Genomic DNA, 19,309 nt, shown 5'->3' with positions numbered 1-19,309 from the left:
CGCCATGGAGGTGGCTCAACCGCAGAGGACCGCAAAGCATGGGGTCCGCATGCCGCCTGAACCCTCGCTCGGTTTGAGAAGGCCCGGTGCACAAGTGCACGCTGGGGGCCGCGCCGGACTGGTCAGTCGCCACGGGCGGCGCGGCCAAGGCAGCACCCCGCATCCGTTCGGTAATGAGTCTTGCAAGTACGGCATTCATCGATGCGTCCGGGGCGTGAATCTGTGAGACACGGGATCAAGCTCTCTCAGGAAGTTCACCCGGCCAGGACTTTGGCCGAAGCCTTGTGGTTCCCCACGACCCTCTTCCTTGGCCTGCTCTTCTGTTTGGCACCAGCTCTGCACGCGCCTCAGCCCCACAATGCGAAAGTCGTAGTTGCTCACAGCGCACCGGACTCCGGGAGCGAGGCAGTTCTGCGGCGACAGCATCCCGGCGGGTTCGACGTCACCACCGTGGCCGGTCGCCAGGAAGCCCGCCGAGCAGTACTCGACCGCAATGCCGTGGCGGGTTACGTCCCCGGGCGCACACACGGTGTGCTCTACGTGGCCAAGGCCAACGGAGTGTCACTCGAGCAGGCTCTCATCAAGGACTTCAGCACAGTTGCTGCACATGACCGCGTCAAGCTGCAAGTCGAGGACGTAGCACCCACTGTGGCAAAAGACCAGATGGGCACCACCCTGGTCTACTTCGGAGTCGCCTGGAGCATTCCTGGCTACATACTCGCGACTACGCTGCTGCGAGCGGTGACCTTCAACCGGCGCCGGAAACTGCTGACAGTGATGGGCCTTTCCGCCCTCCTCAGCCCCGTGGGCTTCCTGGCCGGAGTGGGACTGGGCTATCTTCCCGACGACCCCTCAACCATGGTGGTCGCCTTCTTGCTCACCACAGCGGTGGCCACATTCTCCTCCGGCGTTGCGCCCTTCACCAAACAGCTCTTCCCCGCAGTGGGCATGGGCCTATTCATCGTGCTCAGCGTTCCCAGCAGTGGTGTCGCACCCGTCGCGATGCTGCCGACGTTCTTCCAGTACCTGCACGACGTCATGCCGCTGGGGAACGCAGTGGACGCGTTGCGAGGATTCCTGTACTTCAACGGTGCCGGGGTACTCAGGCCGATCCTCGTACTCTGCGCATGGATCACGGCAGGCCTGGCTCTGTTGGGCCTCGATGCCTGGCGGCATCACCGCCAGTTTGCGCAACAGGTCTTGGACACCGAGGAAAATATCGAGGAGCCACCGGTAGAGGACCCCTCCGTGGAGACGCCCACGCCCACTGCGCTCCCGGTCCACCACCATCACCACTTCGGCGAGTCGGTGCCCATGCTTTTCGGCACCGTCCGCAACGCCCAGCAGCGACCCGTGCGCCATGCCGCAGTAACTGTCATTGACACGCGCGGTCGGCAGTTGGTTCGGACTATGACAAACGCGGAGGGAGAGTACGCCGTGACCGGGCTGCCAGAGGGGTACATCAGCGTTGTGATCTCGTCTTCCGGCCAAACACCGGTAGTGGACCAAAAGCTGCTCCAGTCCGGCGTAGCCGCGCAAGCTGACTTCGTCCTGCGCGGTCGACTCGGCGGCACTCCATTCGGCGGCGGTATGTATCGCGGAAGTGCCCCGTCCGATGAGATGCCGTATCAGTAGTACGGCCATCTCCCGGCAGATGGTGAGGCCGACGACCCGACCGCGCGACAGCGGTGAGCCCGAGATGCGCTTCTGCCTGGCTACCTGAGCCGAAGCCCGCTTGTCCTCGGACTCGCGCGGCTTCCAGAAAGGTCACCTCATGCAGGACGTCGGAGACGGAAAAGCCTCCTGCACCGGACGCATACTGTGAGGTCGCTACCGCAGCCGCCTCCCAAAAGCGTTGGACGAACTCGCGCCCCCTCTCAGGGGTCGTCAATCTGGCGCTGCATGTGGCCTGGTCCGGGGTCAGGAACTTCTCCGTCGATCGACCCAAGGCACGTGGGCCTTGCTCCCAGCGAAACGCCCCGTGACCTGCGATGTACCAAAGTGCCAACTATCTCTCTGATTGCGGGCATCCGGCTGCTGAACCTAGTTGGCATCAGTGCAGGTCACGAACATCCCCTGGTGCCAACTACCAATCCTGGTCACATGCATTGTGACGATGGGCATGGGGTCAGTCTCCCCAGGCCCGGGGCCGGGTCGACGTCCCGAGCCCGGTGGCGAGCCCCAGTTCCGAGGCAGCCGTACCACCAGCGAGCACGGTGCGGGCGAGGCGCGCGGCCTCCTCCTGTGTACCGTCCGCGTCCGGGACGACTCCGGGAGCACCTGGTGCAGCGCGTGCTGCGCACTGAGCGTGCGCCTGCCTTCTCGTGCTCGATCGCGAGATCGATGTACTTCTCGGCGGTGCGCAGCCGCTTGTGCACATCCACGCGCGGCATGTTGAGCGGAATCGGGCCGGCCACACCGGCCGGGTCGGGCGTCTGGCTCTTGTCGATCTCGTCCGCCGCGTAGGTGAAGAAGACCTGAAGCGCGTTGATCAACGGCGTGGGCTCGTCGAGGCACCCGAGACAGAGGGCCTTGATGTTCCAGGAGCACATGGGCTGCTGTGCGTGCAGTTCCAGTGCTTCGGCAGTCGGACCGTACACGCGAAGACCACCTTGGTGTCCTCGATGGCCTGGAGCGCCATCCGGGTGTGGGTGATGATGGGCGGGCCTCGGCGACTATGCGTGGGAGGTGGTGCAAACTGCTGGCATACCCGAGGACCAGGCGCAGTACACCCCTCCAGACTCACTGCTACAGGTGATCGAGAACCTCGCGCGGTTCCACCGAGAGCATGAGAAGTACTACTCACAGGCCCCACTGCGGCAGGCCGCAGAGCTTCAGGCGCGATCTCGGGCGCTGAAGTCACTGGCCGATCGGTGGAGCGACGTCGAGGCCGGTGAACAGACGTCGGCGATCGCGTTCGCAGGCACGGAGGACCTGAATGCTCCAGGTCTTGTAGCGGAGTCGGGCATCCTCTTCATGGAAGGGGAGGAGGAGCCCGCAGAACTCCGGAGGCTGAAGAGGGAAGTCGGCATGATTGCCGAAGACACCGAGCAGGGTGGTGCCTGGCTGGCCCAGGCGATGGAGCAGGCGTGGGAGATCGCGGGAAGCCTGGCCACCTACCCGGCGCTTGCCGACCTGTTGGGGGAACGGCACCGGATCATCGCCAATGACTGGCAGTCGGCGGGTCTGCAGGCTCTGGTTGCGCGGCTGCTGCGCCGCGCTCTCGACCTGCTGGCCCGGGTCGACTTCTCTCCGGCGGCGCTCCGGGCCGACCTGCGAGGCGAGCGGAAGGCTCCTTCCTACCTCTATTCGGCTTCTGAGCTGTTCGACCGGGCAGCCGACCTGATGGCGGAGTCAGCGACGCTTGTGCATGAGAACGAGAGGCGCTGGCGCACATTCCGTACCCGGGTTCGCGAACTGCAATCCGAATAGGCCGGCCACGGGAGTGTTCCCACCTCGAGAGATGATCTTCATGGAACCGCCGCCGCGCTCGCAGCGCCTTACAGGTCGGCGACCTAGAGCTGCAGCCCCCTCAGCGGTCGGGCGTCAGAGTGGTCGGTGGGCCGGCGGTGACGCCGCCGTCCGGGACGAATGAGGACATCGGCGACCGTCACAGCCGCGCCGTGCGTGGCGAACAGACGTGCCACGGCGGCGCAGATCCGTCTTGCTCCACCGGTGACGATCGCCACTTGCTCGTCGAGACGTCCCATCACGGCCTTCTGAACCGAAGTTCGACGAAGATTCGCCGGGGAATGACCTGTCGGTCAGGAGGTGTCGCAGACGACATCGACGAAATGGCCCGACTGGTCCTCGGGCATGTGGCGTGCGAGGTCCGCCTCGCTGATCATGCCGGCGAGGCGATGATTGTCGGTCACCGGCAGCCGAGGGATCTTGTGTGGTCCGGCAGCCAGCGCCCCGAGCGGCGGTTGAGATGCCACTCCTGGGTCTTCCTCACGGCCGTCGCTGCCGCTCTGCCAGGGGAACATGACCCCGCTCCGGTCGATCGCGGCGTCGGCTTCGCAGGCCCACGGGAGGCGTCGGTACCGGTAGTTCAGTAGAGCCCGTGAGACATCAGGGAAGTGCAGGTTGAGGTACGGCAGGACGAACAGCTCGTCCCAGAAGACGTGGCCCCGGTACGCCTCCCGTGCAGCCCCCGGGCGGGGTCGCCCACGTCCAGGTCCGCGGTGTGCGGTGACAGCGTCTGGAGGAGGTGGATGGAGGAGGTGGAAGAGGTGGAAGCGCAGGACGCGCCCGGACTGGCCGGGCACCTGGATCTTCGCGCGCCGCCACAAGCGTTCCCAGACCGCGACGTGGGAGTTCAGCAAGCCCGCGAAGTCAGCCGCCGCCGTCACTCGGTCGACCGCCGCCCCGAGCGGATCGCTGATCGCCGTGTCGCGTGAGGTGTGCAGCGCCACGGTCTTGTCCACGGCGACGGGACGGCCGGGAGCGAGTGGGATCACCAGGCGGTGAGCGGCACGGTGACGGGCTGGGCGGAGGTCCGACGACGTCGGAGGTCGGTCGGTGACGACGGTCCGCGCGGCCATGGCGACACTGATGTCGGAGGTGCTGGTCAGGCAGGCTCAGCCAGACCGTGTCGGGGCCCCGCGTCCCGGTCCGCACCTTGGTCAGCTGGTGGTGGTCGAGGGCGCGGTAACGGTGCACATTGCCGTTGGTCACCTCGCCGTCGAGGCAGGACTCGATTCGACCTCTCCCGACCAGTCCTCGGCCGTGAAGACCGTGCGCAGCGCGGCCAGATGAGGATCACCCATGTGCACCAGGCGGGTCTGTTCGACAGCGACCACGCCCGCTCTCTCGTCCCGGGGGCGGAAGAACCGGGTGAGCGTGGCGCGGCGCAGATCCAGGGAGTGCCGGTGGTCCAGGAGAGTTGCGGTGCGCCGGGTCGCGACGACGCTGGAGACGTACGGCACGACGAACCACCCGGCGCGCTCCCCAAGGACCTGGGACATGCCTCGGTCGTCGGACGGTGCCGGCTGGCTCATCGGAACACCCTTCGAGAGCCGTCGGGACAGGAGCGCTCTTCAGTGGCTGGCGCTGCCTGGTCATCCATCGGCTGGAGTGATGCGGCGGCCAGTGAGGTGTGCGGGCCGGATCGACACCCACATCGCGCGTTCACCGCCCGGCCATGGCGTGGTGTGGGCGTGATCGGTGAGCCTGCGCACGGTGTCAGGATCCGTCACAACGCTCGCGGGGCCGACAACGAGGACGCTCCAGCCCTGACTCAGGGCCTCGTCCATGTGATCGACCTCGAAGGCGACCTCGGATCCGACGGCGGCCGCGGGTGTGGAGTCCGGCGCGGTCCGGAAGACGATCGCGTCATCGACGACCTCGTAGTTGACCGGCACGACCGCCGGGCGGCCGTCGGAGGCCGTCACCGCGACGCGCCCCACGCCGTGGGTGGAGAGCAACGTGCGGCATTCCTCCGGGCCGATGTCCCGCAACCGAGGATGCAGCAGCGCGTGTCCTTGGCCGGGTGGCAGATCCATTCCGCCTCCGCGTAGCGTGGTGACGGTGGTGCCCAGCGCGTCGGCCAGCCTGATGAGGGTCGCCAGACTCGGGTCGCCAGGCCGTTCCTCCAGGTACTCCAGGTAACCGGGGGATATTCCGGCGCGGCGGGCCGTCTCCTCGCGGCTGAGCCGCTGCCTGTGGCGTTCGACGGCCACGCGTCGGCCGATGTCACCGGGGCCGGGTGCGGGTGCTTTGGGCGGCACGGCCTCCGCCTCGGCCGTGTCGGGGCCCGAAGGGGCATCGGTGCCCACGGGCCGGCCGGGTTCGAGATGGCGGATGTGTGCGTCGGGCCCGGGGAACACGAGTGTCACTTCGTCCGTATCCGACCAGCGCACGTCGTAAGGGGGCGTTCCGTCCTCGTGATGGAGTCCGACGATCTCGCCGTCGCGCTTGGCGGCGCCGGTCGTCGTGCGTTCGATGACGAGTTGGTCGCCGAGGTGAGCTCTCATGACGCCGCCCTCTCCTCAGAATGGTGCTGTATCCAACGTGCCACGCGCGACGGGCGGCCGCACGGTACCGATCAGCCTCAGGCCGCCCCGCTTCGGGGAAGCTGCTCCCCGCCTCGTTCCCGCACGGCCGTCGACCGACTCAGCCGGTGATCTCGATGCGCTGAAGCCTTGCCCTTTTCGGTCTTGGGGACCTTCACCGTGAGGACTCCGTTGTTCAGATCCGCGCTGATGTGCTCGGTGTCGGAGTTCGGCGGCAGAATCGTGCGGTAGTCGAACTGGCCGATGCGAGGGGTCTGCCGGCGCACCGTCCCGGTGTGTTCCTTCTCCCGGATCTCACTGTGGATGTCGAGTTCACCTTCGGCGACCTCCACGGTGATCTGGTCCTTTGCCACTCCGGGCAGCTCCAGTTCCACCAGGTAGGCGTTCCTTGGTGTCCTCGATGTCAGCAAGGGGCGCCCATGGCTCGGCCACGCCGAACCCGGGGAAGCCGCCAACGGGAAAGGCGGCGTGCATGAGTTGGTCCACCCTGGGCGCAGGTCCTCAAGCTCCCGCAGGGCTGACCGAAGCCCACCTCTGCTGTGTTACGCGGGATGTGTCATGGCTGATCCCTCCTTGACTTCTGCCTCGGGGGCGCTGTGCCGCCGTCGGTCACGTGGGCCACCCGGCGCCCCCCGGCCGTGTGGCCGCGACGCGCCCATGCCCTCGATGTCGCGCTCGGCGGTCTTCAGCAGTTGCCCGGCCAGGTCGTTCATGGCCCGGCCCGCTGCCAGTTGGCGGGCAGCCCCTCCGGCCGTGCGTACCGCTCATGGCACCTCCAGCAGACTCCGTGCCGCCGTCCCTTCACCGTCTTCCAGCGTGCCTTCGGCCGTCGGTAGCCGCCACGCCACGGCCTCGTGGGCGCTGATCCGGTGATGCGTGGCTTCGTGGTGCGGCGGGCTGGCTGGACCCGGAAGTTCGGGTCGGCACCGCGATCGTCGTGGGACGTGCCCGCCACGAGCGAGCCCTCCGGCTCCCAGGTCCGCCGAGTGGCCACTGCGGACCTTATGGGGGGAGCCTGGAGGGGAGGTGAGCCATGTTCCCCGACAGCGGTTTCGATCGGGCTGCCACCAGGTCGGGTGACCAGCTGATGGGAGGAAGCCATGAGGGTTGGAGTGCTGACCGGCGGCGGTGACTGTCCCGGCCTCAACGCTGTGATCCGCAGCGTGGTCCGCAGAGGCGTACAGGAGTACGCCTTCGACTTCGTCGGCTTGCGGGACGGCTGGCTCGGCGCGCTCCAGAACAGGGTGGTGCCGCTCGACATCTCCAGCGTGCGCGGAATCCTGCCCCGCGGCGGAACCATCCTCGGCTCCTCCCGTACCAATCCGTTCAAGCACGAGGATGGCCTGCGGCGTGTGCAGGACACTCTCGCCGCGCACGACGTGGACGCGCTCGTCGTGATCGGCGGCGAGGACACGCTCGGTGTGGCCACCGAGCTGAGCCGTCAGGGGATCGATCTGGTCGGCGTACCGAAGACCATCGACAATGACGTGTCCTGCACTGACTGCACCTTCGGCTTCGACACCGCTGTCGGCATCGCGACCGAGGCCATCGACCGCCTCCACACCACCGCCGAGTCGCACATGCGCACCCTGGTGGTCGAGGTGATGGGACGGCACTCCGGGTGGATCGCGCTGCATGCCGGCATCGCGGGCGGCGCCAACGCGATCCTCATTCCGGAGCAGCCGTTCGACATCGACCAGGTCTGCGCGTGGGTGCAGAGCCGATTCGAGATCAACTATGCGCCCATCGTCGTGGTGGCCGAGGGGGCCGTCCCCCACGAGGGACAGATGATGCGCAAGAACCAGACGCTGGACGAGTTCGGCCATGTGCGGCTGTCCGGCATCGGCGAGTGGCTGGCCCAGGAGATCTCGGAACGCACGGGCACGGACGCCCGCACCACGGTCCTGGGCCACGTGCAGCGCGGCGGCACGCCGAGCGCCTTCGACCGGTGGCTGGCCACGCGCTACGGACTGCACGCCGTCGACGCGGTCAAGGACCGTGACTTCGGCAAGATGGTGGCCCTGCACGGCACGCAGATCGTCCGGGTTCCGCTCGCCGATGCCACGGAGACGACCAAGAAGGTCGATCCGGCGCTCTACGACGAGTTCGCGGTGTTCTTCGGCTGACCGCTCCAGGTAGCCGGTGCCCACCGGATCCCCATCGGTCCTGTCGGTCCACCGTCAGGCCTCATGCGGAACTACTGCCACCGGGCAGACGGCGTGGTGCAGTACGGCGTGAGCGGTGGGCCCCAGTCTGCCCTCGACCGCCTGCGGATCGGTACGGCGGCCCACGACGAGCAGCTCCGCGCCGCGGGCCGAGTTCAGCAGCGCTTCGGCGGGGTGGAGCAGCACGACATCGGGACGGACCGTCACCCGCGGATACTTCTCCCGCCACGGGCGCAGTGCGTCGGAGAGTTGCAGGACCTCCTGATCCTCCCAGGTGGCGCGGTCCTCCTCGGTCACCGCCAGTGTGCCGGGAGACACGGACTCGGCAGGAAGCGCCCATGCTCGGACCACCCGCAGAAGTGCTCCGTGTGCCTCCGCGGCCGAGAAGGCGAAGTCCGCCGCCTCACCGACCGGGTGACGCGTGTCGAACCCCACCACCATCTCGGCGGCGCTGCGTGCCTCGTGCGTCCCTTCTCCGAGGGCGCCGTCACGTCGCCGGGGCACCAGTACGACCGGACAAGAGGCCCCCATGGCCATCCGCAGGGCCACCGAACCGACCGCAAGACCGTCGAAGCCACCCGTGCCCCGTGCGCCCACGACAAGGAGCCCGGCAGCGCGTGCCGCGGCCAGGAGCGCCGCGGCGGGGGCATCATCGGCCTGTTCACTCCGCACCTCGAGATCCGGGTGACGGTCGCTGAGGTCGGCGACCGCCCGCTGGAGCATCTGCTCACCCATGTGACGCAACCTGTCCGCCGCCGGGAGCGGCACGGCGGTGCCCGGAAGCGCTGGGGAGGCATGTACCAGATGCAGCTGGACGCCGCGCAGCACTGCCTCCCGGGCCGCCCAGTCGGCCGCCACCGAACTGTGTGCGGAGCCGTCGATACCCGCCAGCACAGGGTGACTCATCGTGCCCTCCTTCACGTGGCGCGCACCTTCAGGGGAACCGCACCGGCCCATGCCTCTTCTCTTGCAGGGTTCCACGGCAGGGCCGTGACGGCGTCCGCACAGGTGGCGGAGCCGAAGGCCCTCACCGGCCCGCACCCCGAAGCAGCCGCACAGGTCGGCAGCCCGGTGCCCGCGTTCCTCTGGAAGGCGCAGGTCGCATCCCGCCCACGGGGGATGAAGTCAACGGCCTGGTGCACCGGCTGCGGTCTCGCTGTCGGTGCGGAGGTGATGCGTGACGTCGATGACACCGTCGACGCTTTCGGACAGGCGTACCGCGATGGGGATGAGGCTTTCCTGCGGCACGGTGCCGTCGAGTGTCACCCGTCCGTCGGCGACGTGGACGCTGACGTCGCCGGGGCGCAGGCCGAGGCTCCGGATCATGACATCCGTGGTGATCTCTTCCTGGATCGCGATGTCTCGGCGCAGGAAGACGCGCGGCAGGTCATCGCGACTGACGACGCCCACCAGCAGGCCGAGGGCGTCCACGACGGGCAGCCGTTTGACCTGGTGCGGGCCATGGCGCGGGCCGCCTCCACGACCGACCACTGAGGCCGCGCCTGTAACGGCGGGGCTCGTCATCAGTTCCCCCGCGGTCAGCGCGTGCGCCTTGGCGCTCTCCGCCGGCAACAGGTGCGCGGCGCTCAGTGAAGGGCGGACCCCCGCCCGCGGACCACGGGGCCCGTCCGGGCGCTATCAGGTCATGTATGCGGAACGACGCATGCCGAGCTGAGCGGTGTCAACCGGGCCCTCCACATTCGAGCGGTACACCCGTTTCAAGTTACTCGAGCTACCTGGCATCGGCACAGGCCACGAATCGGGCCTTGTGCCGGCTGTCAGTCCTGGTCACACTGCGCGTATGGCGGACAAAGCGGGCTATGAGGCGGCTGATCCCGGACTGTTCACCCCGGACTCGGTGACCTGGCAGCTGCACGGCGACCCGATGATGTGGGTCGCCGGCATCCGCGCGCTCTACCTCCAGGCCCTGCATCCGCGCGCGGTGCGCGGAGTCATGCAGAACTCCGACTTCCGGCGCGACGCCTGGGGCCGGCTGATGCGCACCGCGAACTTCGTCGGCACCACGACCTACGGCACCACCGAGGCCGCGGAGAAGGCCGGCGCCCGGGTCCGGAAGATCCACAGCATGCTCGGCGCGACCGACCCCGACACCGGTGAGCGCTACGGCGTCGACGAACCCGGCCTCCTGCTGTGGGTGCACTGCGCGGAGATCGACTCCTACCTCCAGGTCGCCCGCCGCTCCGGCTTCCCCCTCACCGACGAGCAGGCCGACCGCTACATCGCCGAACACCGGGTCAGCGCCCGCCTGGTGGGCCTGGACCCCGACGCCGTACCGGCGAACCAAGGCGAGATGGCCGCCTACTTCGAGAAGGCGCTCCCCGAGCTCGCCGCTACGCCGGAGGCCCGCGAAGTGGACGACTTCCTCCTCCGCCCGCCGACGCACCCCCTCCTCGTCCCGGCGCGCGAGGTGCTGTGGCGGCGCGTGGCGCAGCTGGCGTACGCCGCCCTGCCGCCGTACGCCCACGAGCTGTACGGCAGGAAAGCCCCCGAACCCACCACCGTCACCCGCCAGTTGCGCGCCACCGGCACCCTGCTTCGCTGCGTTCCCGCACGTCTGCGCTGGCAACTCCCGCCCAAACACATCCTCCGTGCCATGGCACGGCTCGGACCGGGCACCCGGCCCGCCCCGTACAAACTCGGACGATAGGTCGCCATACTGGACGAGCCAGGGGAGGGCGGGGCGAGATTACGGGGGCGGTCGCAGGAGATGGGGGACAGCAGACTCATCCAGGGGCGGTACCGACTGCTCGATCTGATCGGGCGCGGGGGCATGGGCGAGGTGTGGCGGGCGCGCGACGAGTCGCTGGGCCGCCATGTCGCCGTGAAGTGCCTCAAGCCGCTGGGCGGGCAGCACGACCAGACCTTCACCCGGGTCCTGCGGGAGCGGTTCCGGCGGGAGGCCCGGGTGGCCGCCGCGCTCAGCCATCGCGGGGTGACCGTCGTGCACGACTTCGGCGAGTCCGACGGTGTCCTCTACCTGGTGATGGAACTCCTGGAGGGGCGCAACCTCAGCCAGCTCCTGGAGGACAACAAACAGCACCCCCTGCCCGTGTCCGACGTCGTCGAGATCGCCGACCAGGTCGCCGCCGCCCTCGCCTACACCCACCAGCAGGGCATCGTGCACCGGGACCTGAAGCCCGCGAACATCGTCCGGCTCACCGACGGCACCGTGAAGATCTGCGACTTCGGCATCGCCCGCCTCGGCCACGACGTCGACTTCACCTCCCGGCTGACCGGCACCGGCATCGCGATGGGCACCCCGCACTACATGTCGCCGGAGCAGATAGGGGGTTCGGAGGTCGACCAGCGCAGCGACCTGTACTCCCTCGGATGCGTGCTGTACGAGATCGCCACCGGGGCGCCGCCCTTCGACCTGGAGGACGCCTGGGCGATCCTCGTCGGCCACCGCGACACCCCGCCCCGGCCGCCGCGCAGCCACCGCGCCGAACTCCCCGAGTACCTCGACCGGGTCATCCTCGACCTGCTGGCCAAACAGCCCGAACAACGCCCGCACGACGCACGTGAGCTGGGCCGCCGGATCACCCTGGGCCGCACCACACCGGCGTACGTGCCCACCGTGGTGACCCCGCGCCCCGACTTCCGGCCGCCGGAGTTCCCCGAGACCGCCCGGCCCCACGAGAGGCGGCTGCCGTCCTGGACCCGGGGCATGACCACCGGCCACAAGGCCACCGGCGCCGGCCTCGTGACCACACCCCCGGACGCCGGGGCCGGTCTGACCGGTGAGTGGACAGCCCGCCCCGCCACCGGCCGCGTCGAGGTACCCGTGCCGGACGAGCCGCCCGCACCCTCCGGGCAGGCCCTCACGGCCCTCGCCGGGCGGCACAACGCGGGGCTGAGCCTCGGGCGTCTGGGCCGCTGGGCCGAGGCCGGCGAGGTGCACCGCGCGGTCGCCGCCGAACGCGAGCATCTGCTCGGCCCCGACCACCCCGACACCCTGGCCAGCCGTTACGAGGTCGCCTTCACCCTCAGCCGCACCGGACGGGCCGCGGACGCCCTGCGCGAGTACAAGCACGTGGCCGCGACCAGGACCCGCACCCTGGGCGCCGACCACCCCGACACACTCGCCGCCCGCCAGGAAATGGCGTACGTCCTCGGCCAGTTGGGCCGCCACTTCGACGCCCACCAGGTCTACAACTCGGTGCTCGCCGCCCGCGAGCGCGGGATGGGCCCGGACCATCCCGACACCCTGCGCTGCCGCCACAACCTCGCCTTCAACCTCAGCCGGCTCGGCCGCCTGGAGGACTCGTACCGCATGGCCTGCGAGGTGGCCGCCGCGCGCGCCCGGGTGCTGGGCCCCCACCACCCCGACACCCTGGTCACCCGCTACGAGGTCGCCTACGCGCTCGGGCAGTTGGGACGCTGGCCGGAAGCCCTGCAGACGTATCACGAGGTCGCCGAGGCGCGCGCCCGGGCCCTCGGTCCCGATCACCCCGACACCCTCGCCGCCCGCTACGAGGTCGGCATCAGCCTCGGCCGCCTCGGCCGCAGCGCGGACGCGCTCCAGCTCTACCGCGACCTGATCGACGACCGTACCCGCGTCCACGGCCCCGCCCACCCCGAGACCCTGCGCGCCCGCCACGGCCTCGGTGTCAACCTCGGCCGCCTCGGCCGCTGGGAGGAAGCCCTCGCCGAGTCCCGGGACGTGTGCGCGATCCGCGAGCGCGTCCTCGGCCCCGACCACCCGGACACCCTGGTGAGCCGCCGCGAGGTCGCCGTGGGCCTCGGCTGGCTCGGCCGCTGGACGGACGCCCTCACCGAGTACCGCACAGTGGCCACCGCCCGCGAACGGGTCCTCGGCGCCGACCACCCCGACACCCTCGCCAGCCGCAACGACGAAGCCCACTGCCTGGAACAGCTCGGCCGGGGCGCGGAGGCGGTCGAGCTCTACCGCAGGGTCGCGGTGCTGCGGCAGCAGCGGGCGTCCGGAGCGCAGTGACCCGGAGCGGGGTGTGGGTCGACTGCCGCCCACCTCTGGCCGACCTAGATCATCACGTGTTACGAAGAACCATGCCTGCACACGAGGGACACCACCGCCAGTACGACGCCGTCATCGTCGGCGGGGGCCACAACGGTCTGGTCGCCGCCGCCTATCTGGCCCGGGCGGGGCGCTCCGTACTGGTCCTCGAGCGGCTCGGGAACACCGGGGGAGCCGCGGTGTCCACGCGGCCGTTCGCGGGGGTGGACGCCCGGCTGTCGCGCTACTCGTACCTGGTCAGCCTGCTGCCCAGGAAGATCGTCCGCGACCTCGGCCTGGACTTCCGCGTCCGCACCCGCAACGTCTCGTCGTACACCCCCGTCGAACGCGACGGCAGGCCGACCGGACTGCTCGTCGGCGGCGGCGAGCGCCGCACCAGGGAGGCCTTCGCCAGGCTCACCGGCGGCGAAGGCGAGTACCGGGCCTGGCAGCGGTTCTACGACCTGACCGGCCGCGTCGCGCAGCGGGTCTTCCCCACCCTCACCGAGCCCCTGCCCACTCGGGACGAACTGCGTCTGCGGGTGGACGACGAGGAGGCCTGGCGGGTCCTGTTCGAGGAGCCGATCGGGGTGGCCGTGGAGGACCGTTTCGCCGATGACCTGGTGCGGGGCGTGGTCCTGACGGACGCGCTCATCGGCACCTTCGCCGACGCCCACGACCCCTCCCTCAAGCAGAACCGCTGCTTCCTCTACCACGTGATCGGCGGCGGGACCGGCGCCTGGGACGTACCCGTCGGCGGCATGGGCGCCCTCACCGACGCCCTGGCCACCGCGGCACGGCAGGCCGGCGCCGTCCTCGCCACCGGGCACGAGGTCGTGGGGATCTCCGCGGACGGCAGCTCGGCGGAGATCACGTACCGCACGGCCGAGGGAGAGGGCACCGTCGCCGCCCGGCACGTCCTGGTCAACGCCTCCCCGCAGGAACTCGCCACCCTCACCGGCGACGGGCCGCCCACCCCCGCCGAAGGCGCCCAGCTCAAGGTCAACATGCTCCTCAAGCGCCTGCCGCGGCTGCGTGACGGCGACGTCGACCCGCGCGAGGCGTTCTCCGGCACCTTCCACATCGCCGAGGGCTACCAGCAGCTCGCCGTCGCCCACGCCCAGGCCGCCGCCGGCCGGCTCCCCGACGCCCCGCCCTCCGAGATCTACTGCCACTCGCTCACCGACCCGACCATCCTCGGCCCGGACTTCGTCGAGCAGGGCTACCAGACCCTCACCCTGTTCGGCCTGCACACCCCGGCCCGGCTCTTCGACCGGGACAACGACGCCGTACGCGAGGAACTCCTCAAGTCGACCCTCGCCCAGCTCGACGCCCACCTCGCCGAACCGCTGGCCGACTGCCTGGCCACGGACGCGGACGGCCGGCCCTGCATCGAGGCGAAGACCCCGCTCGACCTGGAACGGGACCTGCGGCTGCCCGGCGGCAACATCTTCCACCGCGAACTGTCCTGGCCGTACGCCGAGGAGGGCACCGGCCGCTGGGGCGTGGAGACCCGGCAGGCGAACGTGCTGCTGTGCGGGGCGGGCGCGGTGCGCGGCGGCGGGGTGAGCGGGGTGCCGGGACACAACGCGGCGATGGCCGTGCTGGAGCAGCTCGACGGCTGACGCGCCCCGCCCGCCTGCCCGTACCGTCAGGCCCGGCTGCCGCCGTCGACCCGGAGCACCACTCCGGTGACGTACGAGGCCCGGTCGCTCAGCAGCCAGGCCGCGGCCTCGGCGATCTCGGCCGGGTCGGCACCGCGGCCCAGCGGGGTCTGCGCGACGAGCTGCTCGACGATGCCCGGGGTGGCGGCCTCCCAGTCGTCGATCATTTTGGTCAGCGTGCCGCCGGGGGCGACGGCGTTGACCCGGATGCCCTCCGGGCCGTACGTGGCGGCGGCCGACGCGGTCAGGCTGTTGACCGCCCGCTTGGCGGCGCCGTACGCGGGCAGCCAGGGGTTGGCCATCAGGCTGCCGACGCTGGAGTTGTTGACGATCGCGCCGGTCCCGGCGGTGGCCCGGATCGCGGCGATCTCGGCGTTCATCGCGAGCCAGGGGCCCTTCAGGTTGACGGAGACGACGTGGTCGAACTCGGCCTCGGACAGTTGGTCCATGGGGCCGGGCTGCTGGATGGTCGCGCCGTTGTTGAAGGCCACGTCGAGCCTGCCGTACAGCTCTACGGCCCGGTCGACGGCGGCCTGGACGCTCGCCGGGTCGGCCAGGTCGCAGCGGACGTGGTCGGCGGTGCCGCCCTCGGCGCGGATCTCCTCGGTCACCGCCTTGAGCTCGGTCTCGGTGCGGGCGGCGAGCAGCACACGGGCGCCTTCGCGGGCGAACAGCCGTGCGGCCGCGGCGCCGATGCCGCGTCCGGCGCCGGTGACGAAGGCGACCTTGTCGGCGAGCAGTGGTGTGATCGTGGTGTCGGTCATGCCGACGAGCCTGCGTCCGGCCGCGATCCTCATCCAGGCATCGGCAGTACCTGGCTGGGCATCCCGGTGTCCGCGCACACTGGGACCGTGGACCGACGAGAACTGGCCGACTTCCTGCGCAGCCGACGCGAGCGCATCGCCCCCGCGGACGCGGGCCTGCCCGCCGGGCCGCGCCGCCGCACCCCGGGTCTGCGCCGCGAGGAGGTGGCGCAGCTGGCGTACATCTCCACCGAGTACTACACCCGGCTGGAGCAGGCGCGCGCACCCCGTCCCTCCCTCGAGGTGCTGGCCCAGGTGGCCCGCGCCCTGCGGCTGTCGGACGCCGAACGCGACCACCTCCACCACCTCGCGGGCACCCCGCCGGGTCCGCCGCCCGGCCCCTCCCGGGAGGTGCGCCAGAGCATCGTCGACCTGCTGCACCGGTTGCCGCAGGCCGCGGCGATCGTCATCTCGGCGACCCACGAGGTCATCGCCTGGAACGATCTGGCGGCGGCCCTCATGGAGGACTTCTCCGCCCTTTCGCGCCGCGACCGCAACCTCGTCCGGCGGGCCTTCCTCGGCCCGCACCCCGAAGGGCGGCGCCTGTACGGGGTGTCGGACGGGGAGGAGTTCGCACGCTCCTCGGTCCAGCAGTTGCGTGCCGCCTCCGCCCGCTATCCCGACGATGCCGAGCTGACCGGTCTGGTGGCCGAACTCCTCGACGGGAGCGAGGAGTTCGCCCGCCTGTGGGCTGCCCATGACGTCACGGCCAGCCCGACGCTCTGCAAGACCTTCGATCACCCCGTGGTCGGCCCGGTCACCGTGAACTGCGATGTCCTGGACATCGCGGACCGGGACCAGCGCGTCGTGATCTACACCGCCACGCCCGGTACCCGGTCCGAGGAGGCGCTCCGGCTCCTGTCGGTGATCGGCACCCAGCGCATGGACGTCGCCGGCTGACCCGTCGGTCCCCGGACGCCGTCACGGAACTCTGTCCCGGGACCAGAATCTGACGGAGCATCAGAAAACCTCTTCCGTCGTCCGGAGGTCTGCGGCATCCTGCGGCCATGCAGACGGAGCTGAGCAAGAAACTGGGAGTCGAGCACGCCGTCTTCGGCTTCACGCCGTTCCCCGCCGTTGCCGCGGCCATCAGCCGGGCCGGCGGCTTCGGAGTGCTCGGCGCGGTCCGCTACACGGCCCCCGACGAACTCAAACGGGACCTCGACTGGATCGAGGCCCACGTCGACGGCAGGCCGTACGGCCTGGACGTCGTCATGCCCGCCAAGAAGGTCGAAGGGGTGACCGAGGCGGACGTCGAGGCGATGATCCCCGAGGGGCACCGGCAGTTCGTCAGGGACACCCTCGCCAAGTACGGCGTGCCCGAACTCGCCGAGGGCGAGGTCTCCGGGTGGCGCATCACGGGCTGGATGGAGCAGGTCGCCCGCAACCAGCTGGACGTCGCCTTCGACTACCCGATCCGGCTGCTCGCCAACGCGCTGGGCTCCCCGCCCGCCGACGTGGTGGCCCGCGCCCACGAGAAGAACGTCCTGGTCGCCGCCCTCGCGGGCAGCGCCCGGCACGCCGTCAAGCACCAGGAGGGCGGCATCGACATCGTGGTCGCCCAGGGCTACGAGGCCGGCGGCCACACCGGGGACATCGCCTCCATGGTCCTCACACCCGAGGTCGTCGACGCCGTGGCCCCGCTGCCCGTGCTGGCGGCGGGCGGCATCGGCAGCGGTCGGCAGGTGGCGGCCGCACTGGCACTCGGCGCCCAAGGCGTGTGGCTGGGCTCCATATGGCTGACCACCACAGAGGCGGAACTGCCCTCGCCCAAGCTGATCGAGAAGCTGCTCGCGGCAGGCTCCGGCGACACCGTCCGCTCCCGCGCGCTGACCGGGAAGCCCGCGCGCCAGCTCCGTACCGAATGGACCGACGCCTGGGACTCCGCCGACGGACCCGGCACCCTCCCCATGCCCCTGCAGGGTCTGCTGGTCGCCGACGCCGTCTCGCGCATCCAGAAGTACGAGGTGGAGCCCCTGCTGGGCACGCCCGTCGGCCAGATCGTCGGCCGGATGACCAGTGAGCGCAGCGTCCAGGCCGTCTTCGACGACCTCACCCGCGGCTTCGAGGAGGCCGTCGATCGCATCAACCGCATCGCCGGAAGGAGCGGCCAGTGACGAGCACACCTCCCGCGGGTTTCTGGGCCCAGGCCGCGCAGGACCCCTCCCGCACGGCCCTCATCGCCCCCGACGGCTCGCCCTGGACCGCGGGCCGCCTCCACGCCGCCGCCAACCAGCTCGTGCACGGACTGCGCGCGGCCGGCCTGGAGCGCGGGGACGCCTTCGCGGTCGTCCTGCCCAACAGCGCGGAGTTCTTCACCGCACACCTCGCCGCCAGCCAGGCCGGCTTCTACCTGGTCCCGATCAATCACCATTTCGTCGCCCCGGAGATCGCCTGGATCGTCGCCGACTCCGGCGCGAAGGTGCTGATCGCTCACGAGAGGTTCGGGGAAACCGCACGGCAGGCGGCCGCCGAGGCGGGCCTCCCCGTGAGCCACCGGTACGCCGTCGGCGAGGTCGAGGGCTTCCGGCCGTACACCGAACTCCTCGACGGACAACCGGAGTCGGCGCCCGCGGACCGTGAGCTCGGCTGGGTCATGAACTACACCTCCGGTACGACGGGCCGCCCGCGCGGTATCCGCCGGCCCCTGCCCGGCAAGCGGCCGGAGGAGGCGTACCTGGGCGGCTTCCTCGGCATCTTCGGCATCCGGCCCTTCGGCGACAACGTCCACCTCGTCTGCTCGCCGCTCTACCACACCGCCGTCCTCCAGTTCGCGGCCGCGTCCCTGCACATCGGGCACCGGCTGGTCCTGATGGACAAGTGGACGCCGCAGGAGATGCTCCGGCTGATCGACGCGCACAAGTGCACCCACACGCACATGGTCCCGACCCAGTTCCACCGCCTGCTGGCACTGCCTCAGGAGGTCCGGGCGCGCTACGACGTCTCGTCCATGCGGCACGCCATCCACGGCGCCGCCCCCTGCCCCGACCATGTGAAGCGGGCGATGCTCGACTGGTGGGGGCCCTGTGTGGAGGAGTACTACGCGGCCAGCGAGGGCGGCGGAGCCTTCGCCACCGCCGAGGACTGGCTGAAAAAGCCCGGCACGGTCGGAAAGGCGTGGCCCATCAGCGAACTCGCCGTCTTCGACGACGACGGCAACCGGCTGCCGCCCGGCGAACTCGGCACCGTGTACCTGAAGATGAACACCGGTGGCTTCGCCTACCACAAGGACGAGGCCAAGACGAGGAAGAACCGCATCGGGGACTTCTTCACCGTCGGCGACCTCGGCCTCCTCGACGAGGACGGCTATCTCTTCCTCCGCGACCGCAAGATCGACATGATCATCTCCGGCGGCGTGAACATCTACCCCGCCGAGATCGAGTCGGTCCTGCTCCAGCACCCCGCGGTCGCCGACGCCGCCGCCTTCGGCATCCCGCACGACGACTGGGGCGAGGAGGTCAAGGCCGTGGTGGAACCGGCCCCGGGGCACACACCCGGGCCGGACCTGGCCACCGACATCCTCGCCCACTGCGCCGCGCAACTCGCGGGCTACAAACGCCCGAAGAGCGTCGACTTCATCACCGAGATGCCCCGCGATCCCAACGGCAAGCTGTACAAGCGACGCCTGCGGGACCCCTACTGGGAGGGCCGCTCGCGACCGGTGTGA

15 protein-coding genes and 2 pseudogenes are annotated in these 19,309 nt (G+C 70.1%); 9 read left to right on the top strand and 8 right to left on the bottom strand.

What is annotated here, in order from left to right:
- The first annotated feature begins 540 nt into the window (after positions 1-540).
- Entirely contained in the window at positions 541-1,635 is a 1,095-nt protein-coding gene (locus tag ABZT06_RS07095) for a carboxypeptidase regulatory-like domain-containing protein (protein ID WP_355736082.1), read from the top strand.
- 1,119 nt (positions 1,636-2,754) lie between these two features.
- Entirely contained in the window at positions 2,755-3,432 is a 678-nt protein-coding gene (locus ABZT06_RS07090; RefSeq protein ID WP_355736078.1) for a hypothetical protein, read from the top strand.
- Between the two features lie 332 nt (positions 3,433-3,764).
- On the opposite strand, the gene ABZT06_RS07085 is transcribed toward ABZT06_RS07090, so the two are convergent.
- The 5 genes and pseudogenes from ABZT06_RS07085 to ABZT06_RS07065 all read right to left on the bottom strand — a co-directional run bounded on the left by ABZT06_RS07085 (position 3,765) and on the right by ABZT06_RS07065 (position 6,862).
- A complete protein-coding gene (locus ABZT06_RS07085; protein WP_355737026.1) occupies positions 3,765-4,427 on the bottom strand; it encodes a hypothetical protein in 663 nt (220 codons plus the stop codon).
- 27 nt (positions 4,428-4,454) lie between these two features.
- A pseudogene (locus ABZT06_RS07080) lies at positions 4,455-4,967 on the bottom strand (hypothetical protein); the annotation flags it as partial.
- Positions 4,968-5,060: 93 nt separating this feature from the next.
- Positions 5,061-5,975 (bottom strand): pyridoxamine 5'-phosphate oxidase family protein, encoded by a 915-nt coding sequence (locus tag ABZT06_RS07075; protein WP_355736076.1) that lies wholly within the window; start codon positions 5,973-5,975, stop codon positions 5,061-5,063.
- 77 nt (positions 5,976-6,052) lie between these two features.
- Complete coding sequence (locus tag ABZT06_RS07070) at positions 6,053-6,388, bottom strand: Hsp20/alpha crystallin family protein (RefSeq protein WP_355736073.1); 336 nt, start codon at positions 6,386-6,388, stop codon at positions 6,053-6,055.
- Between the two features lie 168 nt (positions 6,389-6,556).
- Positions 6,557-6,862, bottom strand: a pseudogene (locus ABZT06_RS07065) (dsRBD fold-containing protein).
- Positions 6,863-7,114: 252 nt separating this feature from the next.
- Between ABZT06_RS07065 and ABZT06_RS07060 the strand changes: the two are divergent.
- The gene (locus ABZT06_RS07060; protein WP_355736070.1) at positions 7,115-8,140 is read left to right on the top strand and encodes a 6-phosphofructokinase; all 1,026 of its coding nucleotides are present in this window, start codon (positions 7,115-7,117) and stop codon (positions 8,138-8,140) included.
- Between the two features lie 54 nt (positions 8,141-8,194).
- Here ABZT06_RS07060 and ABZT06_RS07055 read toward each other — a convergent pair whose 3' ends face one another.
- Together ABZT06_RS07055 and ABZT06_RS07050 are read right to left on the bottom strand one after the other, a co-directional pair.
- Positions 8,195-9,085 carry a universal stress protein gene (locus ABZT06_RS07055; protein WP_355736068.1) on the bottom strand — a complete coding sequence of 297 codons (891 nt, stop codon included), beginning with the start codon at positions 9,083-9,085 and terminating at the stop codon, positions 8,195-8,197.
- Positions 9,086-9,304: 219 nt separating this feature from the next.
- A complete protein-coding gene (locus tag ABZT06_RS07050; RefSeq protein ID WP_355736065.1) occupies positions 9,305-9,610 on the bottom strand; it encodes a BON domain-containing protein in 306 nt (101 codons plus the stop codon).
- Positions 9,611-9,980: 370 nt separating this feature from the next.
- Between ABZT06_RS07050 and ABZT06_RS07045 the strand changes: the two genes are divergently transcribed.
- From ABZT06_RS07045 to ABZT06_RS07035, 3 genes are all read left to right on the top strand, one after another.
- Positions 9,981-10,847: an oxygenase MpaB family protein gene (locus ABZT06_RS07045; protein ID WP_355736062.1), complete on the top strand. Its 867-nt coding sequence runs from the start codon at positions 9,981-9,983 to the stop codon at positions 10,845-10,847.
- 60 nt (positions 10,848-10,907) lie between these two features.
- Positions 10,908-13,157 carry a serine/threonine-protein kinase gene (locus ABZT06_RS07040; protein WP_355736059.1) on the top strand — a complete coding sequence of 750 codons (2,250 nt, stop codon included), beginning with the start codon at positions 10,908-10,910 and terminating at the stop codon, positions 13,155-13,157.
- A 71-nt stretch (positions 13,158-13,228) separates the two neighbouring features.
- Positions 13,229-14,800 carry an NAD(P)/FAD-dependent oxidoreductase gene (locus ABZT06_RS07035; protein WP_355736056.1) on the top strand — a complete coding sequence of 524 codons (1,572 nt, stop codon included), beginning with the start codon at positions 13,229-13,231 and terminating at the stop codon, positions 14,798-14,800.
- A 26-nt stretch (positions 14,801-14,826) separates the two neighbouring features.
- On the opposite strand, the gene ABZT06_RS07030 is transcribed toward ABZT06_RS07035, so the two are convergent.
- Complete coding sequence (locus ABZT06_RS07030) at positions 14,827-15,636, bottom strand: glucose 1-dehydrogenase (RefSeq protein ID WP_355736053.1); 810 nt, start codon at positions 15,634-15,636, stop codon at positions 14,827-14,829.
- Positions 15,637-15,690: 54 nt separating this feature from the next.
- On the opposite strand from ABZT06_RS07030, the gene ABZT06_RS07025 reads away from it, so the two are divergent.
- From ABZT06_RS07025 to ABZT06_RS07015, 3 genes are all read left to right on the top strand, one after another.
- Positions 15,691-16,542, top strand: a complete 852-nt coding sequence (locus ABZT06_RS07025; RefSeq protein ID WP_355736050.1) for a helix-turn-helix transcriptional regulator — start codon at positions 15,691-15,693, stop codon at positions 16,540-16,542.
- Between the two features lie 107 nt (positions 16,543-16,649).
- Positions 16,650-17,759: a nitronate monooxygenase gene (locus ABZT06_RS07020; protein ID WP_355736047.1), complete on the top strand. Its 1,110-nt coding sequence runs from the start codon at positions 16,650-16,652 to the stop codon at positions 17,757-17,759.
- Positions 17,756-19,309 (top strand): acyl-CoA synthetase, encoded by a 1,554-nt coding sequence (locus tag ABZT06_RS07015; protein WP_355736044.1) that lies wholly within the window; start codon positions 17,756-17,758, stop codon positions 19,307-19,309. Before ABZT06_RS07020 ends, ABZT06_RS07015 begins: the two co-directional genes overlap by 4 nt.

The organism is Streptomyces sp. NPDC005483, assembly GCF_040606035.1.
GTDB lineage: Bacteria > Actinomycetota > Actinomycetes > Streptomycetales > Streptomycetaceae > Streptomyces.
Note: the sequence above shows the minus strand (reverse complement) of the source record. Positions and strands in the feature narration are given on the sequence as shown.